Raw genomic sequence first — 22937 nt, 5'->3', positions numbered from 1 at the left:
CATGCTTTAAATCAATAGATTACTCAATAGTTAAATACATCATTTCAAATATAGGTTATCGCAAGCATCAATGAATCAACTCTTGTATACAGTAAGTGTACTCAGTCGCTAACCTTCAATTATAAAGGCTTTGAATTAATAACATGATCAGCATCATATGCAGTGATAAAGCAGGTAAAGTTTCACACACACCCTGTATCATTTTATAGGCATAAAGCGCTAAGATAACCTATTCCGCATGATATCTGGCTATAAACATCATTTTTATAATTTGAAGTTAGCCATTTAACATGACGAACATGCTAGAACCGTTAAGACACCCTTCGTAGGGGTAATTTATTTGGAAATAATAAGATGAAAGTGAACTTCACTAAAATTGGCATTTTTGTGTCAATCGTAATGGTTTCAGGCTGTCAAACAACAGGAAATAGTGCTGATAAGCTTTATAATCAATATCGAGGTAAAACCAATAATAAAGCATTTTCTATTGGTACTAATGGTGTTGCTGGCGCTGCTTGGGGCGCTGCTAGTAAATCAGAGGCGATGAAGTTAGCACAGAAAACCTGTGTAGATTCTGGCGGTTTTAATTGTAGTGTTACGGAAATAAATGGTCGGGCCATATCAAATCAATCAAATAATTCGACTGTTAATAATTATAATATTACTTCACAAGGTGTGAGTTATAAACCAAATCTTCTTGTACAGTCGTCAGGTTTCTTTGTAAACAGTGAGTATATATTAACCACTAGTAAGGTGGTTGATGCTTGTTCTAAAATCAATTATGAACGCTCTGGTCGTTTATTAGAAACAACTGTCGTTCGTGTCGATAGAGCAAATAATATTGCCGTTCTTAAAGCTCTGACTCCCAATAAATCTTATGCACATATAAGCTCACAGAAACAAACAACTCAAGGTGAAAGAACTTATACCTATGGATACGACCAATCAGATATGGTAAATGCAAAAACACCAACGTATCAGGGTAAAATTACAGATGGCATCATCAGCTCTGCATCTGGTCAGTACAATGATGTTAGATTTATGAGAACGACAAATGAAGTAAATGAAGGTAATGTTGGTGGTCCTGTAATTGCTGAAAATGGCGACGTGATTGGTATTGTCTCTAACGTTAATAAAGATTCGATTAAATCTTCAATGTTTACTATTTTCTTAAATGAGCTAAATATTGACTATAAAGTAACTAAAAAATCCAAGCCAATTTCACCAGCTAAAATTGCTGAAGCTAGCAAAAAATTCTCGGTGCCATTAGTTTGCTTGAACGAAGCGTAAGTTACCTCTAACTACCTAAACATCATATGAAGTGCATAAATACGATTTTGTGCACTTCTTACGCTATATAGATCAAATTGAAAATAACTAGCATTGGAAATTTAATGAAAATTTTTATACTTGCATCCATTTCTATCGCTGTTTTATCTGGTTGTGGATCACCTCGTTATACTGCGACGCCAATTGAAACAAATATAAATAACGTTGAGATCGTAATTGTTGACGACAAGGAAACTCGTGACGGTTTCCAAGAAACAATGGAAACATGGCTACAATCAAACAACTATCAATATACGGTTTCACCTGATGGTTCCAAACATGATTTAAATAAATTAACTCTTGAATATGAGGGACATTGGGGATGGGATCTTGCGCTCTATTTAAAAAATGCTGAGATTAATGCATTTCAACATGGTCAAAGAGTTGGAAAGGTTCAATTTAAAGTTCCATACACAGCAAACCCTAATAAATTTGGTGATGGTGCAACACGTATTCATTACATGATGGATACTCTTTTTGGCCAAATAACCGCTGACGAAGCGACAAAAAAAGTAAACTCGTCTAATCATCAATAAAGACCGTATGCCATCGACAGGCTCTGCTCAAGGTGATGCATTACATTTGGCGGTTATAGTGTAAAATTCGGTATGCTAGCCGTTAGAAGGAAAGAGGAACATTTGCATGACTTATGATGAATATAACGCGTTCTGTCGCTCATTACCGGCAACGACATACGTGGTTCAGTGGAACAACTCTCATGTATGGAAAGTGGGCGGAAAAGTGTTCGCTATTGGTGGTTTAGGAAAAAGCGACGATCCCGCTTTCACCTTTAAAACGTCAGATCTTAACTTCGTATTTTTAAGTGATCATACCGGTTATAGGCCCGCCCCCTACTTCGCTACTCGAGGAATGAAGTGGATACAACAATACGAGAGTTCAAAAGAAACAGATGAAGCATTGATGTATTACCTTAAAGAGTCTCACCGAATTGTGTCGTTAGGGCTAACAAAAACAAAGCTAAGAGAGCTTGGTTTAAACCCAAAATAGCAGTTATGGACACCGTCGAATAAGAAATAATTGAAGGTACATTACACCCAGCGGCTTTAGTGTAGATTAAAGTGCAACACTAGCTCGCGAGTAACACGGAGAAAACTTTGGTATGAACTTCTTCACTATTCTGACTGTCAGAAACAGGAAATAATTCGATTTAATGATTGAGAGCAATTAATGAAAGTACTAAAAAGATTTTGGTTATCCGCTCTATTTCTGGCTTTGAGCATGGTATGTTTACTCTGTTTTAACCTAATTGGCTCGTATGTCGATAAAGATGGGCTACTTGTTGAGCCTTTCGGGTTTATTCCATTATTCTGGCTGTTTATATTTCTCGCTCTGGTTTCTTTCTTAGTATCCTTGTTCAGAAATAGGATAAACAGAACTAACAGCTAATGTACGTTATGCCAAAACAAATAATACCTAGGTCTAATCATTTAACAACGCGTCACCAAGATGAAGAGGGAACTTCATGAAATTTAGCTTCAATATGGAAGATGCTAGCCAGGTGTTTGTTGGCGCTTTTGCGCTTGCAGTTCCCATCTCTTTTTCAGAAGAAGCGTGGCGGCTAGGTGACACATTACCCTACTCTAATTTGCTGATGCTTTTTACATTGTCAGTGCTTTTTCTTGGAATATTCACCTATCAAAGTGTATTTCAGAAAAACATTAAGAACCGCCTTTTTGTCTTCATTTTTCGTATTGTTATTGCTTACATTATGACGGCATTCGTCGTTTGCTTAGTGCTTTTGTGTTTAGATAAATTTCCATTACTTACCGATCCGGTAACGGCTATTAAACGAATGATTGTAATCACGATGCCAGCTTCTATGGGGGCAATAGTGGTAGATAGCTTTGATAAAGAATGAAAAGAGCCGTTTAACAAATGTTCGCTATTTTTATCAAACTCAAAGGGTAACTATCCTGACACAAGGGAACCTAGATACAGCTAACAAACCATGGCGTTGATGTTTAACATTGGCAGTTTTTGTAGGTATTTAGCGAGGGAGAATGTATAGCTGGTGTTTAAGTGCAATTCAGTGGCTGTATCATTCAAGGCGTACGACTGATTGAATGATACAACCCAGAATTTAGATTTTCACACAGACAAAAATGGCGTTTCCAGAGTTCTGATCCCAAGGGATGATCTTTTCGTAGTCATGCTCAAAAATATGGACTTCAAAGTAAGGTTTCAAGATCTCTTTCAATTCATTAAAGCTGAAAGCAACCATAGGGTGTTCGTCGTCCCAAATTTGAGTTTCTTCTGCGGTTGTTTTTTCAATTCGAAGTTTTAGTGCCTGTTTTTCCCCTTCACCACTGTAATTCCAACCTGACTGGAAAGAGAACAAGCTGTCTTCTTGTTTCGCAGTGTGTTTTACAAATAAAGCGTTGTTGATTTTGTTTTTATCGACCACGTTAAAACAAAAAACACCATCGCTTTTAAGCGCACTATGTACGCTTTTAAGGCATTCTTTCAATTTCTCGATGCCATCGTTGTAATGAATCGAGTACAAGAAACAAGTGATTAAATCTAATGGCTCTGCCATTTTAAATTCACTCATGTTTTGCAAATAAAATTGTGCTTCTGGGCAACGGGTAGTTGCTATATCTAGCATTGGTTGATTAATATCAAGTCCACTACTTTGATAGCCAAAATCAATGAAATGACGTACGTGCGGGCCTGTTCCGCAAGCTAAATCAAGATGTGTATTTCCGTCGTTACCGAAAATCTGGTGTAGTCTGCGAATGCTGTGGCTTTGGGCTTGGTAATCGATATCGACACACATTAAATCGTAATAACCAGAAAGGTCGGTATATAGGGCGTTGGCGGACATATTAGCCTAATCGTTTTAGCAGAAATATTTTCGGTGGCGCATAGTAAACGAATCTGTAGATTTTGCGAGATATATATAACGTCCAAAAATCAGACAAGTAAAACAAGCCGCTAAATTGACTACCAAATATAGAGAGTATTCAATGGTTAGCCCCGCTTTAAAGGCTGAAAATTTCGTTATTAGAGAGTAGCTACATCCATCAGCATTACGTTTCCCATTATTTATAACTGTCAACTTTATGATGATGCCTTTTAAAAACAACGTTTTATGTCGTGACTAATGATAACCGATTAATTAACAAGCAAAAAAGCCCAACCAAAAGGCTGGGCTAAATCTGGTGACTACATTAGAAAGAGTAATTAACACCTAGTTTAAATACGTTGTCTTTAGCGAAGTTCTTACCGCCTTTAACGTTAATGTCATTCTTCACTGTGTACTGAACGTAAGGCTTCAGGTTGTCTGCAGTTAGAAGAGTCGCTTTAAATTCGAATTCATCTGCTGATGCTTCAACTTTGTCTAAACGAGTAGACTTAGCTCGGCTCTTGTGCTTAGTGGCATTTTTTAAGTCAATCTTATCTTCGCCGTCTTTGTGAATCCAGTTCATAGACAGATCAACAACTTCCATTTTATAACCGAACGTTAAATCTGTGCGGTGAACATTTGCTGATCCTTCAATATCAACATTGTCAGTCTTAGCGCCTGATTCAGCGGAAATTTTTAGATTGTCTTCGCGCATGTCGTAACGATAACGACCCGCAACGTACATGCCATTGTCAAAGTCGTATCCACCTTTAAGACCAATCTTAAGTGTGTTGCCTTTATCACCAGAAGCACGGTATTCAGTAGATTCGAATGGGCTTGGCTCTGCACCGCTAGTTGCTGTCGCAGAAAAGTTGCCGCTTGGCATTGTATAACCAATCTGAGGCTGTACCCATACGTTATCAGTTAGTTCTACTTTCCATGCAGCACCAAGTGTTGTTTCTTTATAACCATTCGATTTTTTGTTGCCTAGAACATCGCTGAAGCCGTTGTTGCTGTATACGCCTTCGATGTCAAAAGAGATTCCATTCTCAAGACTATGACCTACCTTAACCGCAGTTTCGTTGTCAGTTGCCTGAGATACTTCAGCGAATGTGCCAGCGAAAGCTGTTGAAGATAGTAATGCTGCTACAGCAATTGATAATGTCTTTTTCATTGTCTTAAGCCTAATTGTTTATGAATGACCACATATGGTTCGACGTCGAATATATATAACCTCCAGTCATTACTCAAGAGTAACAAACCAATAGGTTCGAAGTGATACCATCCCATTCAGTATTCATTCAGCGAAAAATAACAAACAAAAAAAAGCCTGTATAAATACAGGCAATTTAAAGAAAAATATAAATAAAGGCAGAAATGACACCTTAAATGTTGTTTAAATAGGGAAGTTGGCAGTCCCTACGCAAGCAAAGTGAATAATGAAATTTACAAGAATTGTAACAGCCAACCAGTTCAAGGATTGACTAAGAACAGTCTATAATAACAATGGTTCGATATCCAACCATTTAACCCATTCCCTATAAACCTTTTAACGTGCAGCCCTCCATCCTAAATCAACGGGTTTAACCTAGAGCCTACTACCTCATTCAACCCAGCCTCTATCTTTCTCGCTTCTAAACTCCTCCCTACAACCCTTCCACCATTAGCAAATGATTTCATGGCGAACAATTACCAACAGCAAGAAAATTCTAATATAAACACCTGTATAATAGATGAAATAACTAATAATTCTTTACACCACCCACCTTATACTTGAAATGGTTCGACTACGAACGTATTATTCATAAAATGCAGACCAACAGGGAATGACTAGCGCTGCTACCCATAAATGTTCGATTTGGAACAATGTTAATTATGAATAATTCAAATGTTAAAAAAATAGTTGTAGCGACAGTGGCCTTGGTTGTGTCGGGTCTCGCTAATGCGTCTCCTATTAAAGATAACGATAGGAAAAAATATATAGAAAACCTACCTACTTACACTTGCGCGGCATTCAATGCTGCTTATGAAGCTGCCGAGGCTAGCGGTAATAGAAAACCTGTTTTTATGATGATGCTGAAATCTAGCACAAAGGCTGTAGGCGAGATTTACCTCAACGATGGCGAATCTGCCGTCGGAAAGGCAATTATCCTGATGGAAGATGAAGCGCAGATAAAGATGATGTACAACAGCGTATTTTTAAAGTGCAAAGCTATTCCAGAAAGAGTGTTCCATGAAGAAATGAAGCGAACGATTAAAGCTATGTCCAACATGTACAAGGGGTAACCACCATGAGCGACCTCTTACATCAAAAATTGGTGACGGTTAAAACCTCTACAGTCGCGAACAAGCTGCGAGTTGAAATCGTGAAAGATGATGTCTCTTTGTTTGGTTCTACCTCTAAGCCAGATAGTGAAACAAGGTTTGGGTACGATGTTGGTTTGAAGTATGCAGAAAGAGAACAACATTGGTATGGCGGCATAGGTTATAACTCTTCTGCTGAAGCGATGACCATGCTGGTAGGCTTTACACTCTAATGAAAAAAACACTTATCGCCTTATTACTGGTTGCCTCGTTACCAACGCAAGCGGCAAAGCAAGTATCTGCAGTTAATTCTAGGTCATCACCTTATCCCCTCCCCGTAACGAAGAAGGTTTGTAAAGCCGACTTTGGCGATAGATGGATGTTAACCGTAGATAGCGGGTATATGACCTGTGACTACCCAGCAGTCATGTTTACGACTGAAGACGGTGAATGCTACAGCCTAAACCTTGCAGCCGATAATCGTGGGCACAAAGAAATAGAATTAATATTGCAAGATGACCCCAAACGGGCAGATCTAATAGAGTACGCAATGTGGGGATTCCCAATGAAAACAAGAGAAGAAGCGGCTCAAGACGTCGGACCGTTTTATAAACGCATCGCACCACTAAGAGCTGCTGCACAGAAGCTTTGTAAGCCTATAAATCATGCAGATTAGATAGATTAATGAACCGGAATGAGGCCTTCAATAATGGCGCAGCATGTATAAAGGGTTTCAGTTGTTCGTTAGCATTACGGCTATGTGTGGATTTATCATTATTATGATGTGCCTTGGTGGTAACTCTGATGGTATTGCACAGAAGCAATATATTCAGAACTGCCGTATTGAACACACTGAAAAGGTCAAACCAAGCCAAGAAGAAGTAAGAGAGAGAATGGGTAAGGTTGATAACTACTTTAACGTGATTGAATAACCTTATCTCACCACGAATTGACCACATACCGTTAACTAAATGAAAAGAGGCCAAAAACGTGGCCTCTTTTTTTCAATTCAAACTACACCTTACCTTCTGAACGACTCAAATCACTCATAGACTCCGTGAAAGCAGTGCTTAAAGTGTCTTAGGTGCACCTTTATCTTCAATAGTCTTGCGTGCAACTTTGGCCATCATGCGTAGTAGCAGACGGCGTAATAATCCGACTTTTTGCGGGGCCACTAAGATACGGCAAAGTTCACCCTCATTGCTGTAACCAAATAATAGGCGAAAGCCTAATCGCTGTAAGTGTATGGCTGATACACTATCCGCTTGAGCTTGGTCTGGCTGGAATAATTTGATTGGCGACTTAGCCCCCAATTCACTTTGCCACTGGCTTAGGTTTGCTAACGCACAACTGATAGCGCTTGATGAACCGAGTAACAGCTGTTTACCCTTAACGCGCTTTTCAATAAACGGTCTTAACTGGTTTGGCGCAACGTACCAATATTTAGATGTTTTTTCGCTCAACCGTAACTCGCAGAATGCCAATTGATTGTTTTCGCTGTAGCTATAAATATTGACCAAATTGTTCGATAGTCGATGGCCTAGGTTTAACGTGTCGCAAGGGTCTTTAACATCAATAATGTTTAATGCATTATCGTGAATGTTAATGCTACCCATATGTTGCTGAGTGAGTGAATCATTTTGGTAACGCTCAACCAAATCATCGGTCAGAATAGGCCGCTTCTCAACCACGTGGAAAGTCTTACTTTCAATGATATTGTTTTCACCATCGACGATATCAATGCGGTAGATGCCAGGTACACACAAGCTCTTGTGCGAGAACGTCCAACCTACATAGCTTCTACAATCTAGACTTAGCTCAATATCCCACTCTGATAGATAACCGTCATGGGAATGAATGTATGGGTGATGAACGCGAACTTTTAGAACCATAGTCTCTGGGAATTCTTCCTCTGGACGGTCATCGCTGAAGTAACCGATCCTCATCCCAAACGTACGACCCACTTCCGCTTCGATCAGTAACGTTTCTTTGCGATGTTCTAGCGAGTGAATAGATACGAAATCCTCTTCCTCTTCGGTTTGCTCTTGCTTGGCTGCTTCTATCTGCTCTGGAGTACCACCTTCAGCAAAAATACCAAACTCAACAACCTCGATTGAATCCGAGTCTTTTTTGCTGTAACGCCCTGCATTAATCTCTACAATAAGGTCGCGAATACGGCGAGAACTATGGCTGGTGAAGGTTGCAATGAATGGTTCATAATTGCCTAATTTCGCCAGCTCAATCAGTAAGGCATGGAGGTCTTCAGTGCTTAATTCTTTAGTAAGAGGCGCAAGCTCAAGTTGGTCTGAAAATATATCTAAGCAGTCTGTCCAATTTTCTTCAACGATAAACTCAAACAGTTTAATCTTGCTCATTCCTAGGGCATAAGCGCGTTCACAGAGCCAACGTTGTTGCGTGGTGTCACGATCATCATGAAGATCCGAAATATCCATCTCTGAGTGATGAATATAGATTTGCAACAGGTTGTCTTTTAGAACATCTGCTGCGTACCAGAATAAGAAGCCGACTTCTGCTTCACCCCATGGTGTGCAGAAATCTTCGATGTATCGGCTTCCCATGATTTTGATTAATTGGTCAACTTGCTCTTTGGTGGCCGTTGTTTTGAGCAGCACATACTGACGAGCAACCTCAATATCGTGCTTCTCTTCATCACTCAACTCACGATCATCATGAATGGTATCTTCGATACGCTGTCTCACGCGAAGAGGAATAATGTTGATCAGTGTGTTTTCAAAGTACTCTGGCGCAAGTTCTGGGTTGAACTTATGCAGCTGCGCCATGAAGATCTGGGTGTAACGTTGCAAGATCACTTTCAATGCTTGATGCAACACACGCTGTTTTTCTGGCAAGGCCATTTCGTCTTGGTACTGCTTAAACAAGAGGGCAAATACCACTTGATAGTCAGCACCGCTTGGAACTTCGCTAATTAGGTTTTCAACCACATAGGCAGTGGCACCAACATCGGTAATGCCAACCATCTGATTGACTAGCTTTTGGTTTTGTTGGTGACATTCGTCTGCGTCTGCATTGCCAAAGCGAGAGATGTTGTAGAAATAAGCCAGCATTCGACAGGTTTTGGTCGGTGCAAGACGTAGCCAAAGCTCGACAAATCGTTCAGAAAATTTCTGAATTGGCGACTCAGCATGTTTTGATAATACCTGTGCCGCAAGTAGCAGCTTTTGCGCTTTGTTATCGTAATCGCGTAAGTAGCAGTAGCGCGGTTGAACGCGAAATAGCTCTGTGTCTTTATCACTACGTCGATGATGCTTCTCAAAATTCACCAGTGCAGCTTCAGTATCGTCATGTTCACCATTGAAGTATTGCTCGACCACCTGCCAATCTTGTTTGATTTGGTTAAGAACTGTTGCCTCTGGTTCTTCATATTGCCATTCTGGTACTTTTGGCGCACAGACAAATTCACTGGTTTGGGCGATTGCGTCATAAATCGCGGCTACTAGGTGTTCATTTAGAACACTCAATACGTATTGATTGAGTGTGTCTTTAGTGCCGTTTAGCTGGTCAAAGTGCGCAATGGAGGCACACAGGCCGAGAATGGTTTCTCGCGGTTGCTCTTGCGGGAATTCTGGGTACTTTTGAGGGAAGTCACCATTTTCAATGATTGTTTTTACTTCATCACGATGTTCAAGTGATATTTGGTATAACGTTGTCGCTTCGCTTTGCTCGACATTGCTGCTGTAACCCGAGAATGATTCTACGCAGTGGAAAAACAGCGCTTTCCAGTCGCCGTTATAGCGCGTCATGAACTCTTTATCGCTAAAGAATTCGTATTCGTTAACCATTTTGTCTATGAAGTTTGGATCAAAACCTTGTTTGTCGTTCCAGCAGTAGATGACATCCAACATGCGGAAAAGCTTAACGCGCTCTTCCGCTTCATTTGGCTCTTCATCATCGTCGCCATTAAATGTCCAGTCTGCGATTAAGTCATAAATAATACGTTCAAGTTCACTGTGGAAGGATTCATAGTGACCAACGAAATAGTCGATTTTTTCCGCCAGTTTGTAATTGCCAGCTTTCATCAGAGCGGAAGTATCACATGGATCAATTTGGTCGAGAATATCAGGGTTCTCACCGGTGATGACGTAATCCCAAACTTGTCGGCCGTTGTCGAACTCTTCCCATACGAATGCTTTCCACTGTTCAATGCCAGTGCCATAGATGTAATAAATATCGCTGTATTCGTCCTCTTCTTCCTCTTTATTTTCAACAATCGGACGACCTAAATAGCCTTCAATTTCGATTTTCAGATCAGCGGCTGCGTCATCGGCTAGGCCATCAATGAACATCGCTTTGCTCATTGCCTCACCCTTGTCATCTAAATCGTAGCACTCTGTACCGCTATCGGTTTCGACAAGAGATAAAACGATGCTGCGTATAGGATCTTCGTTGTAGTGACGCGGGTCATCGGTATATTGCAGATAACCTACCGCAGCAAAGCGCTCCTTGAGCACTTGCTTGAACGTGGCAAATTCTTCTGGTTGGTTACGGAAAATTTCAAGTAAAGACTGTGATTGCTTCTGCCCCATCGCACCGTTTTGTTCACCGTATGAGGTGGCTGCTAACGTGAACATCTTGGCGCGCGCCATATGGTTGTCGCAGTAGCAGAATGCTTTAAGCATGTCGTGGCTGTAGCCGTGATGGCTGACCACGATAGCAAGAACCTCTTCACCGAATGGTGCATGTTCCGTATCCCAGTAAGGCACAATGTAGCTGGCTAAAAGATACGTGTATTGAGGGTACTTTAACGCCAACATAAACATTAGGTTTAAGCCCAATACTTCGGTATCAGAAATCCACATCTCTGATGAATTATTGACGCGGCGAGAAACGGTATTCAGCGTAATTGCTGTCTGTTCGAGTTCAGCTTCTAACTCTGGATGCAATAAAGCACGCATGAAGAATGCCGTTTCTGGATCCACACAGCGATCATTGAGCTTTTGTTCAGAAGAGAGCTTTTCAACATCTCTACCACAGAAGGTAAAAATGGTTTTAGCGACAGAGCCTTCAAGCAAGTCAGCAATGCTGTCATCACTATTCTCTTCTAGGGCAAAAGTGATGCGGCAATGAAAGTCGCAGAACGCATCTTCTTGCTGAATAAGCTTCCGATAATACTGCAAACCTTGGCGTAGTGATTCAACATTTTTAGGATTGTAAGAGATAGTTAGAGCTGAGGGGTTTTCTAATACAGACATAATTTAGACACAGTAATATAAACTTCGGCTAGAATAGGGTCACACAGTGTCTATGTCATTGTAAATATGTGTTAAATTTTAAAAATGTGATCGCTAGCTTAGGGTGAGAACGTGAACGTTTTTACGTCAAATTTACAATTGATTTGACGATCTCATTTAACGCTGATCATCAACTCCCTTTTTAGGGAGACCACCATTCCCCCTCTTAAACAGAACCATATAAACCAAGAGTTAAACGCAGATACAGGTGCTGTCGCAATAAGTGATTTCTGCATTGTGAGAGTCTTGACCTCGTAAGTTCGTTTAATCTTAAAAAACATCAAATATAATAAAGGTGTGATGACGAACCTTAATTATAAAACCAACACCCCCTTCATTATGGCTACATTCAGGTTAAAATGCTAACTTCACACCTAAAGGTTCGATTGCGAACCTTTATCTTGGAGTGACAAATGAAAGCTTTATTAGTACCTGTTCTAGCACTGACTTGCGGTAATGTTTTTGCTGAAGAAGATCTTACACCAGATCCATCTGACTTAACTCAAGTGAACAGCTTCGCAAACGTTGTTGCTGATAGTGAAGACACAATGAAGGTTATCGTTGGTGTGGCTGGTCAGTACAACGAAGGAAACTCGTTTATGGGTCTTATCGACCACGGTGTTAATACCAAGACGGGTGCACAGAACTCACGTGTTCGCTACTTCCAAGTGTTCGATGTAGAAACGTCTATCATGCCTCAAATCGGTGGCAGCATTGATTACATGAAAGGTTGGAAGCATAAGGGGATGGAAACAAATATCGTTGCTCTAGGTGGTATAGCAAAGATTACTACACCTTGGAGTAACGTTTCTATCTACCCTAACGCGGCTTTAGTTACTGGTGATATAACTCACAAGACTAGCGGCACTGGCATGAAGCAGAGCATTGATGGTTATCAGGCAAACATCTTTGGTTCTATCGCATTAAGCGAAGATGGTAACTACATCATGCTTCAACCTCAGTGGATGGATACAAACGTTGGCTCAAAGCTCGAAGTTAGAACATCTTATGGACATCCCCTAACTAGTGATGGCAAGACGTGGGTTGATTTCAATCACATCTACACGAAAGTAGAAGGTAGCGGACCTTTAAAAAATTTCGGTGCTGAAACTGACAACAAATTCGAAATCGGTCTTTCTTACTACTTCTAAGGCATCATTATGAAAAAGTTAATCATTGCGAGTCTAGTTACAATGTCACTTGGCGCTACAGCTACTGAGTTCCATGATCGTGACCGTATAAAAATCACAGCATGGTTGTACTGAAAAACGGTGTAATGGTCCATGAGCACTACTGGAACGGTACAAAAGAAGGTGATACTCACTTAATGATGTCTGTCACCAAATCATTCACTTCCATTCTTGCTGCTATCGCAGTTGATAATGGCTTGTTAGATATGAATAAACTGACTACTGAATACTTACCTGAATTGTTAGAGACTCAGATTTGGCAGAAAATCGGCGTAGAGAATGATGCTGAAATGATGGCTTCGGCTAACGGTGGCGTAATGGCGTCTGGTGGTCTGAATGCCTCAACGAAAGACCTAGCGCGTGTAGGTAAGGTTATCCTGAATGAAGGTAAGAACTACAAAGGCGAACAGGTTATACCAAAAGCTTTCATTGATAATATCTACGAAGGTAACGATAAGGTAAGAGCGGCATGGTCGCTAGGTAAAGAAGCCGCACTTGCTGATGGTTGGTACATGAACCAATTCCGAATTCTATATGTTGGTGATTATAAAGTTATGGCTATGGTTGGTATTCATGGACAGATAATGGTCGCTGATTTGGAATCAAACACTGTTATTGCGATGAACGGTGGCTACCCAATGACTGAAACGCCAAGAGTGGTTCAGGGTATTTTCCATAAGACTATCCCCGCGATCTTGGATGCAGTTAGAGCACAGTAACAAATAATTAAATCCACCAGCAGTCAGCCCTCAATGCTGGTGGGTTTCTTTCAATTTCTACGATTACCACTCGTCGTGAAGCCACTCAGGATTAATCTTCTCGATGATATGTTCCATTGCCTTTGCGACAATCGCTTGGTCTGCTTCGCTAATGCCATCTGTCGAATCAAGCAACTCCTTATCAACGATAGGCGCGATGTCTGCGTATACCCTATGACCTTTCATTGTTAGGTAAACCTTCTTCGCATTTTTGTGCTTTGGATCTGGTGATGAGGCAATAAGTTCACTGCGCTCTGCATGTCTAAGTAAGCTAGATATCGTGCTTTTGGTACGCTGCATACGATAGGCAAGCTCTGAAGGGCGAACACCATCATCGTGTTTAAGTTCAAGCAATAACTGAAACTGCTCAATATTCATGAACGGGTGCTTCTTCTGTATCACAGCTTGCATCTGGTTTTGCAATAACTTCATTGCCATCCAGCTTTTACCTATGATTGAGTCAAAGTGTTTTGGATCGTCTGCGTTCATGTTGCATATCCCTTTGTATTTTTGTTGTATTGTATGCGGTATGTGTTCGATATCAAACCTTTTATTATCCCACTTCCTACTGACACCCTGAGAATCTGTTATGTGGTCCTGGTAACAAATCAGACAAACAAATGTGCGCATCGATAAATAGAACGTAGAATATGATTTTTCGTTATTAAAGTTATTATGTATATGTCTGAATTAGAAAAAATGCTTAATGGTAGTGTCTATAATTGCCAGTGTAAGGCGTTAGAAAAGTTACGGGAAGAAGCTTCTATCTTGCTTCGCCATTTCAATAACGAGCCGAATTCAGATCTTAGGCATGAAATATTAGTTAACCTTGGTATTAAGGTTCCTCTTGATAGCTGCATTATTCCCCCTCTCGATATGAGTTATGGCAATCATTTATCTATTGGTAATCAAAGCTATATAAACAGCGGTGCGCTTATATTGGACAATGGCCTTGTGAACATTGGCTCTCACGTAATGATAGGGCCTAGAGTGCAAATATATACGGCTTCTCATGCTCTTGATGCCGATAGACGTATTGCGGGTGATGAAGTAGCAAAACCAGTGACAATTAATGATAAAGCTTGGATTGGCGGTGGCGCGATAATATTACCCGGTGTAACCATTGGTGAAGGTGCTGTTATTGGTGCTGGCTCTGTCGTGACAAAAGATGTTGCAAGCTATGACCGTGTTGCAGGAAACCCAGCTCGCTCCATCATCAAATAAAAGGTTGGTGATCCAACCTCATCAAGACAACCCTCAATCAAAATAAATTTTCATTCAGCATCTATACAGGTGTAAGTGAATGTGAAGCTACGTAAGAAAAGCAACAAAGTGTAACGCCATGACGCACACGCTACTTATAACCATTTATATGTTGCTAGTATGAATAAACAGTCACAGTAAATGGAATGAAAATGCAATTATCAAAAAAACTCATTAAAAATATTATTGGATTAAGCTTTATCAGTAGTTTAGCTATTTCAGCCCCATCAATTGCTAATACTCTGACAGATGCTGAATTACAAAAAGCAATTGAAGCCAAGCTAACAGTACAGCTTGAAAGTGCTGATGTAGCCGCATACACCGCAGAATTCCTAATGAATGAAATTCTTACCTGGAAAGGTGAAGAATTACCTCTGAATGAAGCTGATAGTATTTTGGCTTACGCATTTGGTAATCGTGTTATGTCGAACGGCAACCAAATACCGGGGCCGATGAATGAAGCATTAGCTGATACGGTTGTAGAAATTTATAAGCAAACAGGTAAGCCAGTTTATGCACAATGGGAAATTGCACAGTCTATTGGTGAGCGTATTCCTGCAGAGCACCTGTTCTCAATCGACCCAAAGATTGCGCCTGATGGTACGCTAACTTACCTAAGTACTAATGGCGTAGCTGAAGAAGCTGTGAAGCAATCTGGTGGAGATCTGGGGAAAACCGTTGTTGTCGGTTTCTACGAGCATAGCCTTCGTACAATTAATACATCTAAAAGTTTTGGTATCGACGCTTACGCGCCGGAAGGCATTCAGCTACCTCATGATTATGATGAACAATCTGGTCAAGGATGGACTCGTGACGCTAAAACATTCGTTATGCATGAAGTGAGAAATCGTGGGACTAATGAACGCGATCGCCTAATCAAGATTGCAACCTCTGAAGAAAAATAAAGGTATGACACTGATAAGCCTTTGTTGCCTTTAGTTCAAGGCTACATCAGAGATTACTATCAAATAATCTGCAACCCACAACATCAGGCCATCACACATCGTGATGGCTGCTAACTTTCCCTCTTCATATTAAACCGTAATAATCCCACTCCCATACAAAGCACAATGTAGAACAAGGTTTATTATGTCGACGTTTGAACGCATATTCCATGCGGTTTTATTTGAAGTATTAGCGGTAAGTTTATCCATTCTTGGCTTAATTATTTTTACCGAGCACAACCCTCAAACCCTTTCAGGAACTATGATAGTTGTTGCAAGTATTGCTATGGTATGGAATTTCATTTTTAACTATATCTTTGACCGATTTTTCCCTGGTAATCGTGAAGAACGCTCCATGAAGCTTAGGATATTCTTCGTGATTTTATTTGAAGCGGGTTTGCTCTTTTTTACCATTCCAGTAATGGCGTATATCTTAAATGTTTCTCTTATCGACGCATTCTGGCTAGACATTGGCGTGACCATTTTCATTACGATTTACGCGTTAGTCTTTAATTATGCCTACGATAATATTCGCGCATTTATCATTAAAAAGCGTCGTACCGAATTACATGTCGGTATTGAATACTAAATAAGAAACCCCTCATCAACGAACAGTCAGTCTTTGGTGAGGGGCTATCGTTTAACGGTTCTTCTAACCACTTTGCAAGATTACATTTTTTGTAACATTACATCGTCGGCATCGTGAACGCACTTGCGTGTTGCTCTAAACGAACACTGGCAGGCCAACGGCTAGTCACTGTTTTCATTCGAGTGTAGAAACGTACACCATCATTACCATGCACATTTAATGGGCCAAACACAGAACGCTTCCAGCCCCCAAAGCTATGGAACGCCATAGGAACAGGAATGGGTACATTAATGCCAACCATTCCCGCTAATACATCTTCACTAAACTGACGTGCTGTTTCACCATCACGCGTAAAGATAGCCGTACCGTTGCCGTATTCATGACGATTAATAAGATCAAGACCGGTTTGATAATCAGGTACACGTACTATCGCCAGTACTGGGCCAAAGATCTCTTCTTTATAAATTGTCATTTCTGGTAATACGTTATCGAACAACGTAGGACCAACAAAATACCCTTCTTCATGACCTTCAACGACTAAATCACGGCCATCAATTAACAAAGAAGCGCCCTGTTCAACCCCTGTTGTTATGTAGTCACAAACTTTCGCTTTATGTACCGCTGAAATAACCGGCCCCATGTCATTTTCTGTACCATCAACAATACCTGGGCCTATGTGCATTTTTGCAATTTGATCGCTTAAGTTAGCAATTAATTTATCGCCTGTTTCATCACCAACAACAACGGCAACAGATAGCGCCATGCATCGCTCGCCAGCGGCACCAAATGCCGCCCCCATAATGGCATTTGCTGCCATATCTAAATCAGCATCTGGCATCAAGATGCAATGGTTTTTCGCACCGCCCAAAGCCTGACAACGCTTGCCATGTGCCGATGCAGTCGAATAAATATATTCTGCAATCGGTGTCGAACCAACAAAACTCACCGCTTGCACGCGTGGTTCGGTTAATAGCACATCAACGGCTTCTTTATCACCGTTGACTACATTGAAAACACCATCAGGTAAACCGGCTTCTTTCAACAACTTCGCCAATTCTAACGCTAGAGAAGGATCTTTCTCTGATGGTTTCAATATAAAGGTATTACCCGTTGCCAGTGAAATTGGAAACATCCACATTGGCACCATGGCAGGAAAGTTAAACGGAGTAACACCCACACACACACCCAATGGCTGCATCAAAGAGTGGCTATCAACACCTGTACCTACATTGGCAGAATGCTCACCTTTTTGTAGGTGGGGAATGCCACAAGCAAATTCGACAACTTCTAGCCCGCGTGTTACTTCACCAACGGCATCTGAATAGACTTTGCCATGTTCGTTAGAAATAATACGCGCTAGCTTATCCATATTCTGTTCAAGCAAGGCTTTAAATTTGAACATCACACGGGCACGTTTTAGGGGTGATGTTTTCGCCCATGCGGGAAAAGCAGCATCTGCCACGGCAACAACTTGCTCGACTTCTGCGGCTGAACTTAGCACTACCTGACGCGTTTGTTCACCAGTTGCTGGATTATAAATAGGGGCAAAACGCTCGCTACGACTTTCAGTAATTTGTCCGTTAATAAAATTTTGAACCGTTTCCATGTAAATTACTCCTAATTAAATAAGCCAGCATCTTTCGCTAATTGAGATAAATTGTTGTAACCCAAGGTGGCATAAGTAAGCGGGTTGGCAACGGCAGGATCTTGCTCCGCTTCCACCACTAACCAACCTTGATATTCATTATTCTTTAACAAGGTAAACAGTGTCGAGTAATCAATACAGCCATCGCCAGGTACAGTAAATACACCGTTTAATACCGCATCCAGAAAGCTTGTTTTTCGATTTTTAACATCGGCTAATACATCACGGCGAATATCTTTACAGTGAACATGATTAATGCGATGCGCCCAACGTTCAGCAACAGCTATTGGGTCGGCACCTGCAAAGGTTAAGTGCCCAGTATCTAATAACAAACCAACATCTGGCCCTGTGTGCTTCATTAAGTTATCAATATCGGCTTCTGTCTCGATTACCGTGCCCATGTGATGGTGATAAGCAATTTGTACCCCTTGGCTTTGGGTATAACGCGCAAATTTTGTTAGCTTCTCGCCATATTCACGCCATTGTTCAGCCGGAAATTTAGGACGAAGGTAAACAGACTTATCTTGATCACCATGAATACAGTTGGTAACTTCAGCGAAAACCATTACTTTTGCACCTAACTCTCTTAATAAAGTTAAATGTGGTTGTACGGCTTCGATTTCTTCTTCTACAGAACGCGTTAATAATTCACCTGAATACCAGCCAGATACTAATTTAACGTCATGCTTGGCTAAAATTGGCCCTAATAGACTTGCATCACGCGGGAACTTATTGCCGAGTTCAAAACCCGTAAATCCTGCTTGTCGCCCTTCTGTTAAACAGGTTTCAAGTGATGTTTCTGCACCAAGTGAAGGAAGGTCGTCGTTGGTCCATGTGAGTGGATTAATTCCTAATTGTACTGTCATTGTTATACTCCATTAATATTTGGACTGCAGATCAGATAACTTGTTGTTGTTTGGCAAGTTCATATTGCTTTCTTGCAAGTCTGACTTGCTCACGTTCCGACACTTCAGGTACTGCGACTTCCCACCAAGAGCCACCAGATTCGGTAGTACTGAGCGGATCGGTATCAAGTGTGATGACATAGGTTTTGTCTGATTGTTTTGCGCGTATTAGGGCTTGTTCTAATTCAGGAATACAGCCTACTTTTTCAGAATTTGCGCCTAACGCTTTAGCATGAGCGGCAAAGTCTGTTTTCGGTGCGCCACCATCAATGGTCTTGCAGTCTTTAAGTAGGTTATTGAAGCCAGCACCGCCGCAAGCATGTTGTAAACGGCTAATACATCCGTAGCCTCGGTTATCTAACACCACTAATATCAGCTTTTGATCTAACATGACGGATGTAGCGATTTCAGAATTAAGCATGAGGTATGAACCATCGCCAATCATCACGATGACATCAGAATCAGGCTTCGCCATTTTCACGCCTAGCCCACCAGCTATCTCGTACCCCATGCATGAAAAGCCATATTCGAGGTGGTAACCTTTATCGTATTTGGTTCGCCACAGCTTATGTAATTCACCCGGTAAGCCACCAGCGGCACAAACCACAATGTCTTTCTCATCTGCGGCACGATTGACTGCACCAATAACTTCTGCATCTGTGGGCAAATCAGTTCCACGATCTGTCATGGCAATAGAGACGGTTTCATTCCACTGCTGGCGTAAAGATTCTGCTCTATCACACCAAGCGGCACTCGGTTGCCAATCTTCAAGTAAATCTGTAATTTGCGGAAGTGTGCGTTTCGCATCACCAACAACGGGTACACCATTATGTTTAATCGCATCAAAACCGTTGATGTTGATCGACACAATACGGGCATCACGGCTAAATAAAGATCGCGATCCAGACGTGAAATCTTGCAAGCGTGTACCTACAGCGAATACCACGTCGGCTTCACGGGCGAGTTCATTGATCGCCGCCGATCCTGTGACGCCTACAGATCCTAAATTTAAGGCGTGATCCCAAGGCAAAGCCCCTTTCCCTGCTTGTGTTTCACCAACAGGTAACTGGTACTTTTCAACCAATTGATGAAACTCGGGCAATGCTTCAGAGTAATGCAGGCCACCACCCGCGATAACCACCGGATTTTTAGCCGTTTTCAGTAACTCGATCGCTTGCTCAATTTCAACCACATCGGCACCTAAACGACGCATACGGTGAATACGCTCGGCGAAAAAGCTTTCTGGGTAATCGTATGCCATTGTTTGAACGTCTTGCGGTAACGACAAGGTCACTGGTCCACATTCAATCGCATCCGTTAAGATACGCATCGCTTGCGGCAAACTGTTTAGCAGTTGTTCAGGGCGCGTAATGCGATCAAAGAAACGGCTTACCGGTTTAAAGCAATCATTCGGGGTGATCGTTGGATCATTCCAATTTTCAATTTGTTGCAAGACAGGATCCGGTTCACGGGTAGCAAACGTATCGCCCGGTAATAATAAGACAGGCAAGCGATTCACATGCGCTAAAGCCGCTGCCGTAACCATATTCAGTGCACCTGGGCCGACAGAGGTCGTTGCTGCCATCATGCGGCGGCGATTATTCGCCTTGGCAAATGCAATAGCCGCATGTGCCATGCCTTGTTCATTATGGGCTCGAAATGTCGGTAGTTGGTCTTGAACTTGGTATAAGGCTTCCCCGACCCCCGCAACATTACCGTGCCCAAATATCGCAAATACACCTTCAAAGAGTGGTAATGTTTCACCATCTATCTCCACTTTTTGTGCAATAAGGTATTTCACTAATGCTTGTGCCATGGTGAGTCGAATCGTATTTTTAGCTGGCATAATAAAGGCTCCTATCCGCGCTGACGCCACAAAATAATTAAGTTGTGGTAGTTCACTTTAATCTTCTCTATTAAAGCGCGATCACCGATATTACCCGCTAACCATTCACGAGACGGTTGACCAAATATGGTGCGCCCAACAGCAAAGCCTTTCACTAACGGTTGATTGGCAGCCGCGGCAAAACCAGCTCTCAATTCTGCTTCGGGGGCATCTAACCCTAGAATCACCACACCTCGGCAGTATGTATCTCGTTCTGTAATCACGGCGCTAATATTGTTCCAACCTTCTACTGACTGTGGCGGCAACTTCCACCAATCAGGTTTTACCCCTAAGTTATAGAAACGCTGCACAGCACGAAGGTACAAATCATCTGACGATGGCATATCTGCAGGTAAAATCACTTCAAGCAATAGTTCATGACCTGATTGGCAGCAAGCGGCATACACTTCTTTAATCATGCTTTCTTGTTCTAAGCGCAGTGGGTGCTGATCATCGGGATGGAAAAAGGCTAAACATTTAACCACATGTTCAAGCGGCCAATTAACCAACTGAGAACCGATATTGCCATGCTCTAAACACAGCGGACGAGAACCCGGCAGTTCGATTGGTCGACCTATCCACCAGCCAGAGCCTGTGACTTCATTTAATACATCTTGCCCGAACGTACCATCACACAAGATACCCGCTTTACTTTGTAATCCCGCTTCTTCGGCAACTTCTTGGCTCGCTTGTAAAATGAGTTTTTTTAGCGGCTTTATGCTGTCGAAATCGGCTCCGGCCTCTCGCACCATATCAACAAATTGAATACGGTGGTCAAACGCGAGAACGCATAATTCTTCCCAATTAGGTTTACGGGTGGTAACACGGTGTAGGTGATTTAAGCGTGCATCTATATCAGGGCGTGGTACGTCGTTAGCACGGCTTAAGTAATCATCGAGCTCTACTTTCGTAGGCATAGATGGTGCACAACCATGACGAGAAACCACTAATGCCCCACAGGCATTGGCGTAAGCACACGCTTTTTCCCAGCCTTCGCCACTTAAATAACCACGTAATAGACCCGACATAAAAGCATCGCCTGCGCCTAGCACATTTAATACATCGACTCTGACACCTTGAATGGTAATACCATCATCCAGATCATTAGGAATGTCGTTACTGAATACAGAACAGCCTAACGCCCCTCTTTTACACACGAGTTCAGCTTGGCTTACCTGACGCACTGCACGGAGGGCATCGATACTGTTAGTTGAGCCGCCCGCAATGTGAAACTCTTCTTCTGTACCGACGATCAAATCAAACAGCCCTAATACTTCTTGTAGCTGGTCTGTTACTTTTCCTGATTCAATAAAACGATTTTCGCCATCACCCAACGACGTTAATCCCCATAGAACGGGGCGGTAATCAATGTCTAGCGCTGTTTTTACACCATGACGGCGGGCATATTTTAAAGCGGTAAGTACTGCATCACGCGTTTGAGGATTAGATAGATGCGTACCTGTAATGGCTAAACAACGTGCTGAAGCAATGTATTCTTCTGACACATCATCGGCTGTAATCGCCATATCAGCGCAATTATCACGGTAAAAAATGAGTGGGAAAGTTTCTTCATCTTTAATACCAAGAATAACAAGTGCCGTTAAACGCTCTTCATCGGTAATCAAATGACTCGTATCAACACCGACACTATTGAGCTCTTCGCGAAGAAATCGTCCCATGTGTTCATCGCCTACTCGTGCCAACATCGATGATTTCAAACCTTGTCGGGCAGTACCGTAAGCAACATTGCCCGACGACCCACCAAGGTATTTAGAAAAGGAGCCCATATCTTCCAAACGCGCACCAATTTGTTGACCATACAAGTCAACAGCCACCCGTCCCATACAAATAAGATCTAATGTTTTGCTGTCATGTTTCATTTTCGATTCCTTTCTCAAAGCACGTTATAAAACGACAATCAACGCGTCATCGTGGTTGGATTATTTCAATGACTCAGTTATACGAAATGAACGTTTCATTATCAACAAG

22 protein-coding genes are annotated in these 22937 nt (G+C 41.7%); 14 read left to right on the top strand and 8 right to left on the bottom strand.

From position 1 onward, the window contains the following. The first annotated feature begins 354 nt into the window (after window positions 1-354). The 5 genes from C9J48_RS13455 to C9J48_RS13435 all read left to right on the top strand — a co-directional run bounded on the left by C9J48_RS13455 (window position 355) and on the right by C9J48_RS13435 (window position 3208). On the top strand, window positions 355-1290 hold the full coding sequence (locus C9J48_RS13455) for a S1 family peptidase (protein ID WP_006230318.1): 936 nt from the start codon (window positions 355-357) through the stop codon (window positions 1288-1290). Window positions 1291-1394: 104 nt separating this feature from the next. Next, a complete protein-coding gene (locus tag C9J48_RS13450; RefSeq protein WP_006230319.1) occupies window positions 1395-1865 on the top strand; it encodes an Sbal_3080 family lipoprotein in 471 nt (156 codons plus the stop codon). A 106-nt stretch (window positions 1866-1971) separates the two neighbouring features. Then, window positions 1972-2337, top strand: coding sequence for an MmcQ/YjbR family DNA-binding protein (locus C9J48_RS13445; RefSeq protein WP_006230320.1), 366 nt, complete (start codon window positions 1972-1974; stop codon window positions 2335-2337). Between the two features lie 180 nt (window positions 2338-2517). Beyond that, window positions 2518-2736 (top strand): DUF3955 domain-containing protein, encoded by a 219-nt coding sequence (locus C9J48_RS13440; protein ID WP_081450087.1) that lies wholly within the window; start codon window positions 2518-2520, stop codon window positions 2734-2736. Between the two features lie 76 nt (window positions 2737-2812). Next, window positions 2813-3208 carry a DUF2391 family protein gene (locus C9J48_RS13435; protein ID WP_006230321.1) on the top strand — a complete coding sequence of 132 codons (396 nt, stop codon included), beginning with the start codon at window positions 2813-2815 and terminating at the stop codon, window positions 3206-3208. Between the two features lie 222 nt (window positions 3209-3430). Here the strand turns inward: C9J48_RS13435 and C9J48_RS13430 are convergent, their stop codons facing one another. Beyond that, window positions 3431-4174 (bottom strand): class I SAM-dependent DNA methyltransferase, encoded by a 744-nt coding sequence (locus tag C9J48_RS13430; protein ID WP_006230322.1) that lies wholly within the window; start codon window positions 4172-4174, stop codon window positions 3431-3433. A gap of 346 nt (window positions 4175-4520) precedes the next feature. Next, window positions 4521-5369 (bottom strand): oligogalacturonate-specific porin KdgM family protein, encoded by an 849-nt coding sequence (locus C9J48_RS13425; RefSeq protein WP_006230323.1) that lies wholly within the window; start codon window positions 5367-5369, stop codon window positions 4521-4523. 701 nt (window positions 5370-6070) lie between these two features. On the opposite strand from C9J48_RS13425, the gene C9J48_RS13420 reads away from it, so the two are divergent. Genes C9J48_RS13420 through C9J48_RS13405 form a run of 4 tightly spaced genes read left to right on the top strand, consistent with a single transcriptional unit; the run spans window position 6071 to window position 7431 of the window. Continuing rightward, window positions 6071-6481: a hypothetical protein gene (locus tag C9J48_RS13420; RefSeq protein ID WP_036802754.1), complete on the top strand. Its 411-nt coding sequence runs from the start codon at window positions 6071-6073 to the stop codon at window positions 6479-6481. 5 nt (window positions 6482-6486) lie between these two features. After that, window positions 6487-6732 (top strand): hypothetical protein, encoded by a 246-nt coding sequence (locus tag C9J48_RS13415; protein WP_006230325.1) that lies wholly within the window; start codon window positions 6487-6489, stop codon window positions 6730-6732. Next, the gene (locus C9J48_RS13410; RefSeq protein WP_006230326.1) at window positions 6732-7175 is read left to right on the top strand and encodes a DUF2511 domain-containing protein; all 444 of its coding nucleotides are present in this window, start codon (window positions 6732-6734) and stop codon (window positions 7173-7175) included. The genes C9J48_RS13415 and C9J48_RS13410 overlap by 1 nt, the downstream gene beginning before the upstream one ends. Before the next feature lie 43 nt (window positions 7176-7218). Continuing rightward, window positions 7219-7431 (top strand): hypothetical protein, encoded by a 213-nt coding sequence (locus tag C9J48_RS13405; protein WP_006230327.1) that lies wholly within the window; start codon window positions 7219-7221, stop codon window positions 7429-7431. A 138-nt stretch (window positions 7432-7569) separates the two neighbouring features. Here C9J48_RS13405 and C9J48_RS13400 read toward each other — a convergent pair whose 3' ends face one another. Then, window positions 7570-11730, bottom strand: coding sequence for a DUF3859 domain-containing protein (locus C9J48_RS13400; protein ID WP_006230328.1), 4161 nt, complete (start codon window positions 11728-11730; stop codon window positions 7570-7572). Window positions 11731-12182: 452 nt separating this feature from the next. Between C9J48_RS13400 and C9J48_RS13395 the strand changes: the two genes are divergently transcribed. Continuing rightward, entirely contained in the window at window positions 12183-12920 is a 738-nt protein-coding gene (locus tag C9J48_RS13395; protein ID WP_006230329.1) for a hypothetical protein, read from the top strand. A gap of 101 nt (window positions 12921-13021) precedes the next feature. Beyond that, window positions 13022-13678 (top strand): serine hydrolase, encoded by a 657-nt coding sequence (locus C9J48_RS13390; RefSeq protein ID WP_006230330.1) that lies wholly within the window; start codon window positions 13022-13024, stop codon window positions 13676-13678. Window positions 13679-13741: 63 nt separating this feature from the next. Here the strand turns inward: C9J48_RS13390 and C9J48_RS13385 are convergent, their stop codons facing one another. Then, window positions 13742-14206 carry a MarR family winged helix-turn-helix transcriptional regulator gene (locus C9J48_RS13385; protein ID WP_006230331.1) on the bottom strand — a complete coding sequence of 155 codons (465 nt, stop codon included), beginning with the start codon at window positions 14204-14206 and terminating at the stop codon, window positions 13742-13744. 192 nt (window positions 14207-14398) lie between these two features. Between C9J48_RS13385 and C9J48_RS13380 the strand changes: the two genes are divergently transcribed. The 3 genes from C9J48_RS13380 (at window position 14399) to C9J48_RS13370 (ending at window position 16513) form a co-directional block, all read left to right on the top strand. Then, window positions 14399-14941 carry a sugar O-acetyltransferase gene (locus C9J48_RS13380; RefSeq protein WP_006230332.1) on the top strand — a complete coding sequence of 181 codons (543 nt, stop codon included), beginning with the start codon at window positions 14399-14401 and terminating at the stop codon, window positions 14939-14941. Between the two features lie 191 nt (window positions 14942-15132). Next, window positions 15133-15885: a hypothetical protein gene (locus C9J48_RS13375; RefSeq protein WP_006230333.1), complete on the top strand. Its 753-nt coding sequence runs from the start codon at window positions 15133-15135 to the stop codon at window positions 15883-15885. A 184-nt stretch (window positions 15886-16069) separates the two neighbouring features. Then, the gene (locus C9J48_RS13370) at window positions 16070-16513 is read left to right on the top strand and encodes a PACE efflux transporter (protein WP_006230334.1); all 444 of its coding nucleotides are present in this window, start codon (window positions 16070-16072) and stop codon (window positions 16511-16513) included. A gap of 97 nt (window positions 16514-16610) precedes the next feature. On the opposite strand, the gene C9J48_RS13365 is transcribed toward C9J48_RS13370, so the two are convergent. Genes C9J48_RS13365 through C9J48_RS13350 form a run of 4 tightly spaced genes read right to left on the bottom strand, consistent with a single transcriptional unit; the run spans window position 16611 to window position 22828 of the window. Then, a complete protein-coding gene (locus tag C9J48_RS13365) occupies window positions 16611-18119 on the bottom strand; it encodes a CoA-acylating methylmalonate-semialdehyde dehydrogenase (RefSeq protein ID WP_006230335.1) in 1509 nt (502 codons plus the stop codon). An 11-nt stretch (window positions 18120-18130) separates the two neighbouring features. Next, window positions 18131-19024, bottom strand: a complete 894-nt coding sequence (gene iolE, locus C9J48_RS13360) for a myo-inosose-2 dehydratase (RefSeq protein ID WP_006230336.1) — start codon at window positions 19022-19024, stop codon at window positions 18131-18133. A gap of 31 nt (window positions 19025-19055) precedes the next feature. Continuing rightward, window positions 19056-20909 (bottom strand): 3D-(3,5/4)-trihydroxycyclohexane-1,2-dione acylhydrolase (decyclizing), encoded by a 1854-nt coding sequence (iolD, locus tag C9J48_RS13355; RefSeq protein ID WP_006230337.1) that lies wholly within the window; start codon window positions 20907-20909, stop codon window positions 19056-19058. 11 nt (window positions 20910-20920) lie between these two features. After that, a complete protein-coding gene (locus tag C9J48_RS13350; protein ID WP_006230338.1) occupies window positions 20921-22828 on the bottom strand; it encodes a bifunctional 5-dehydro-2-deoxygluconokinase/5-dehydro-2-deoxyphosphogluconate aldolase in 1908 nt (635 codons plus the stop codon). Window positions 22829-22937 lie beyond the last annotated feature (109 nt).

The organism is Photobacterium profundum (genome assembly GCF_003026285.1).
Taxonomy (GTDB): Bacteria; Pseudomonadota; Gammaproteobacteria; order Enterobacterales; family Vibrionaceae; genus Photobacterium; species Photobacterium profundum.
The sequence above is the reverse complement of the archived record's forward strand: the minus strand, read 5'-3'. Positions and strand labels throughout refer to the sequence as shown.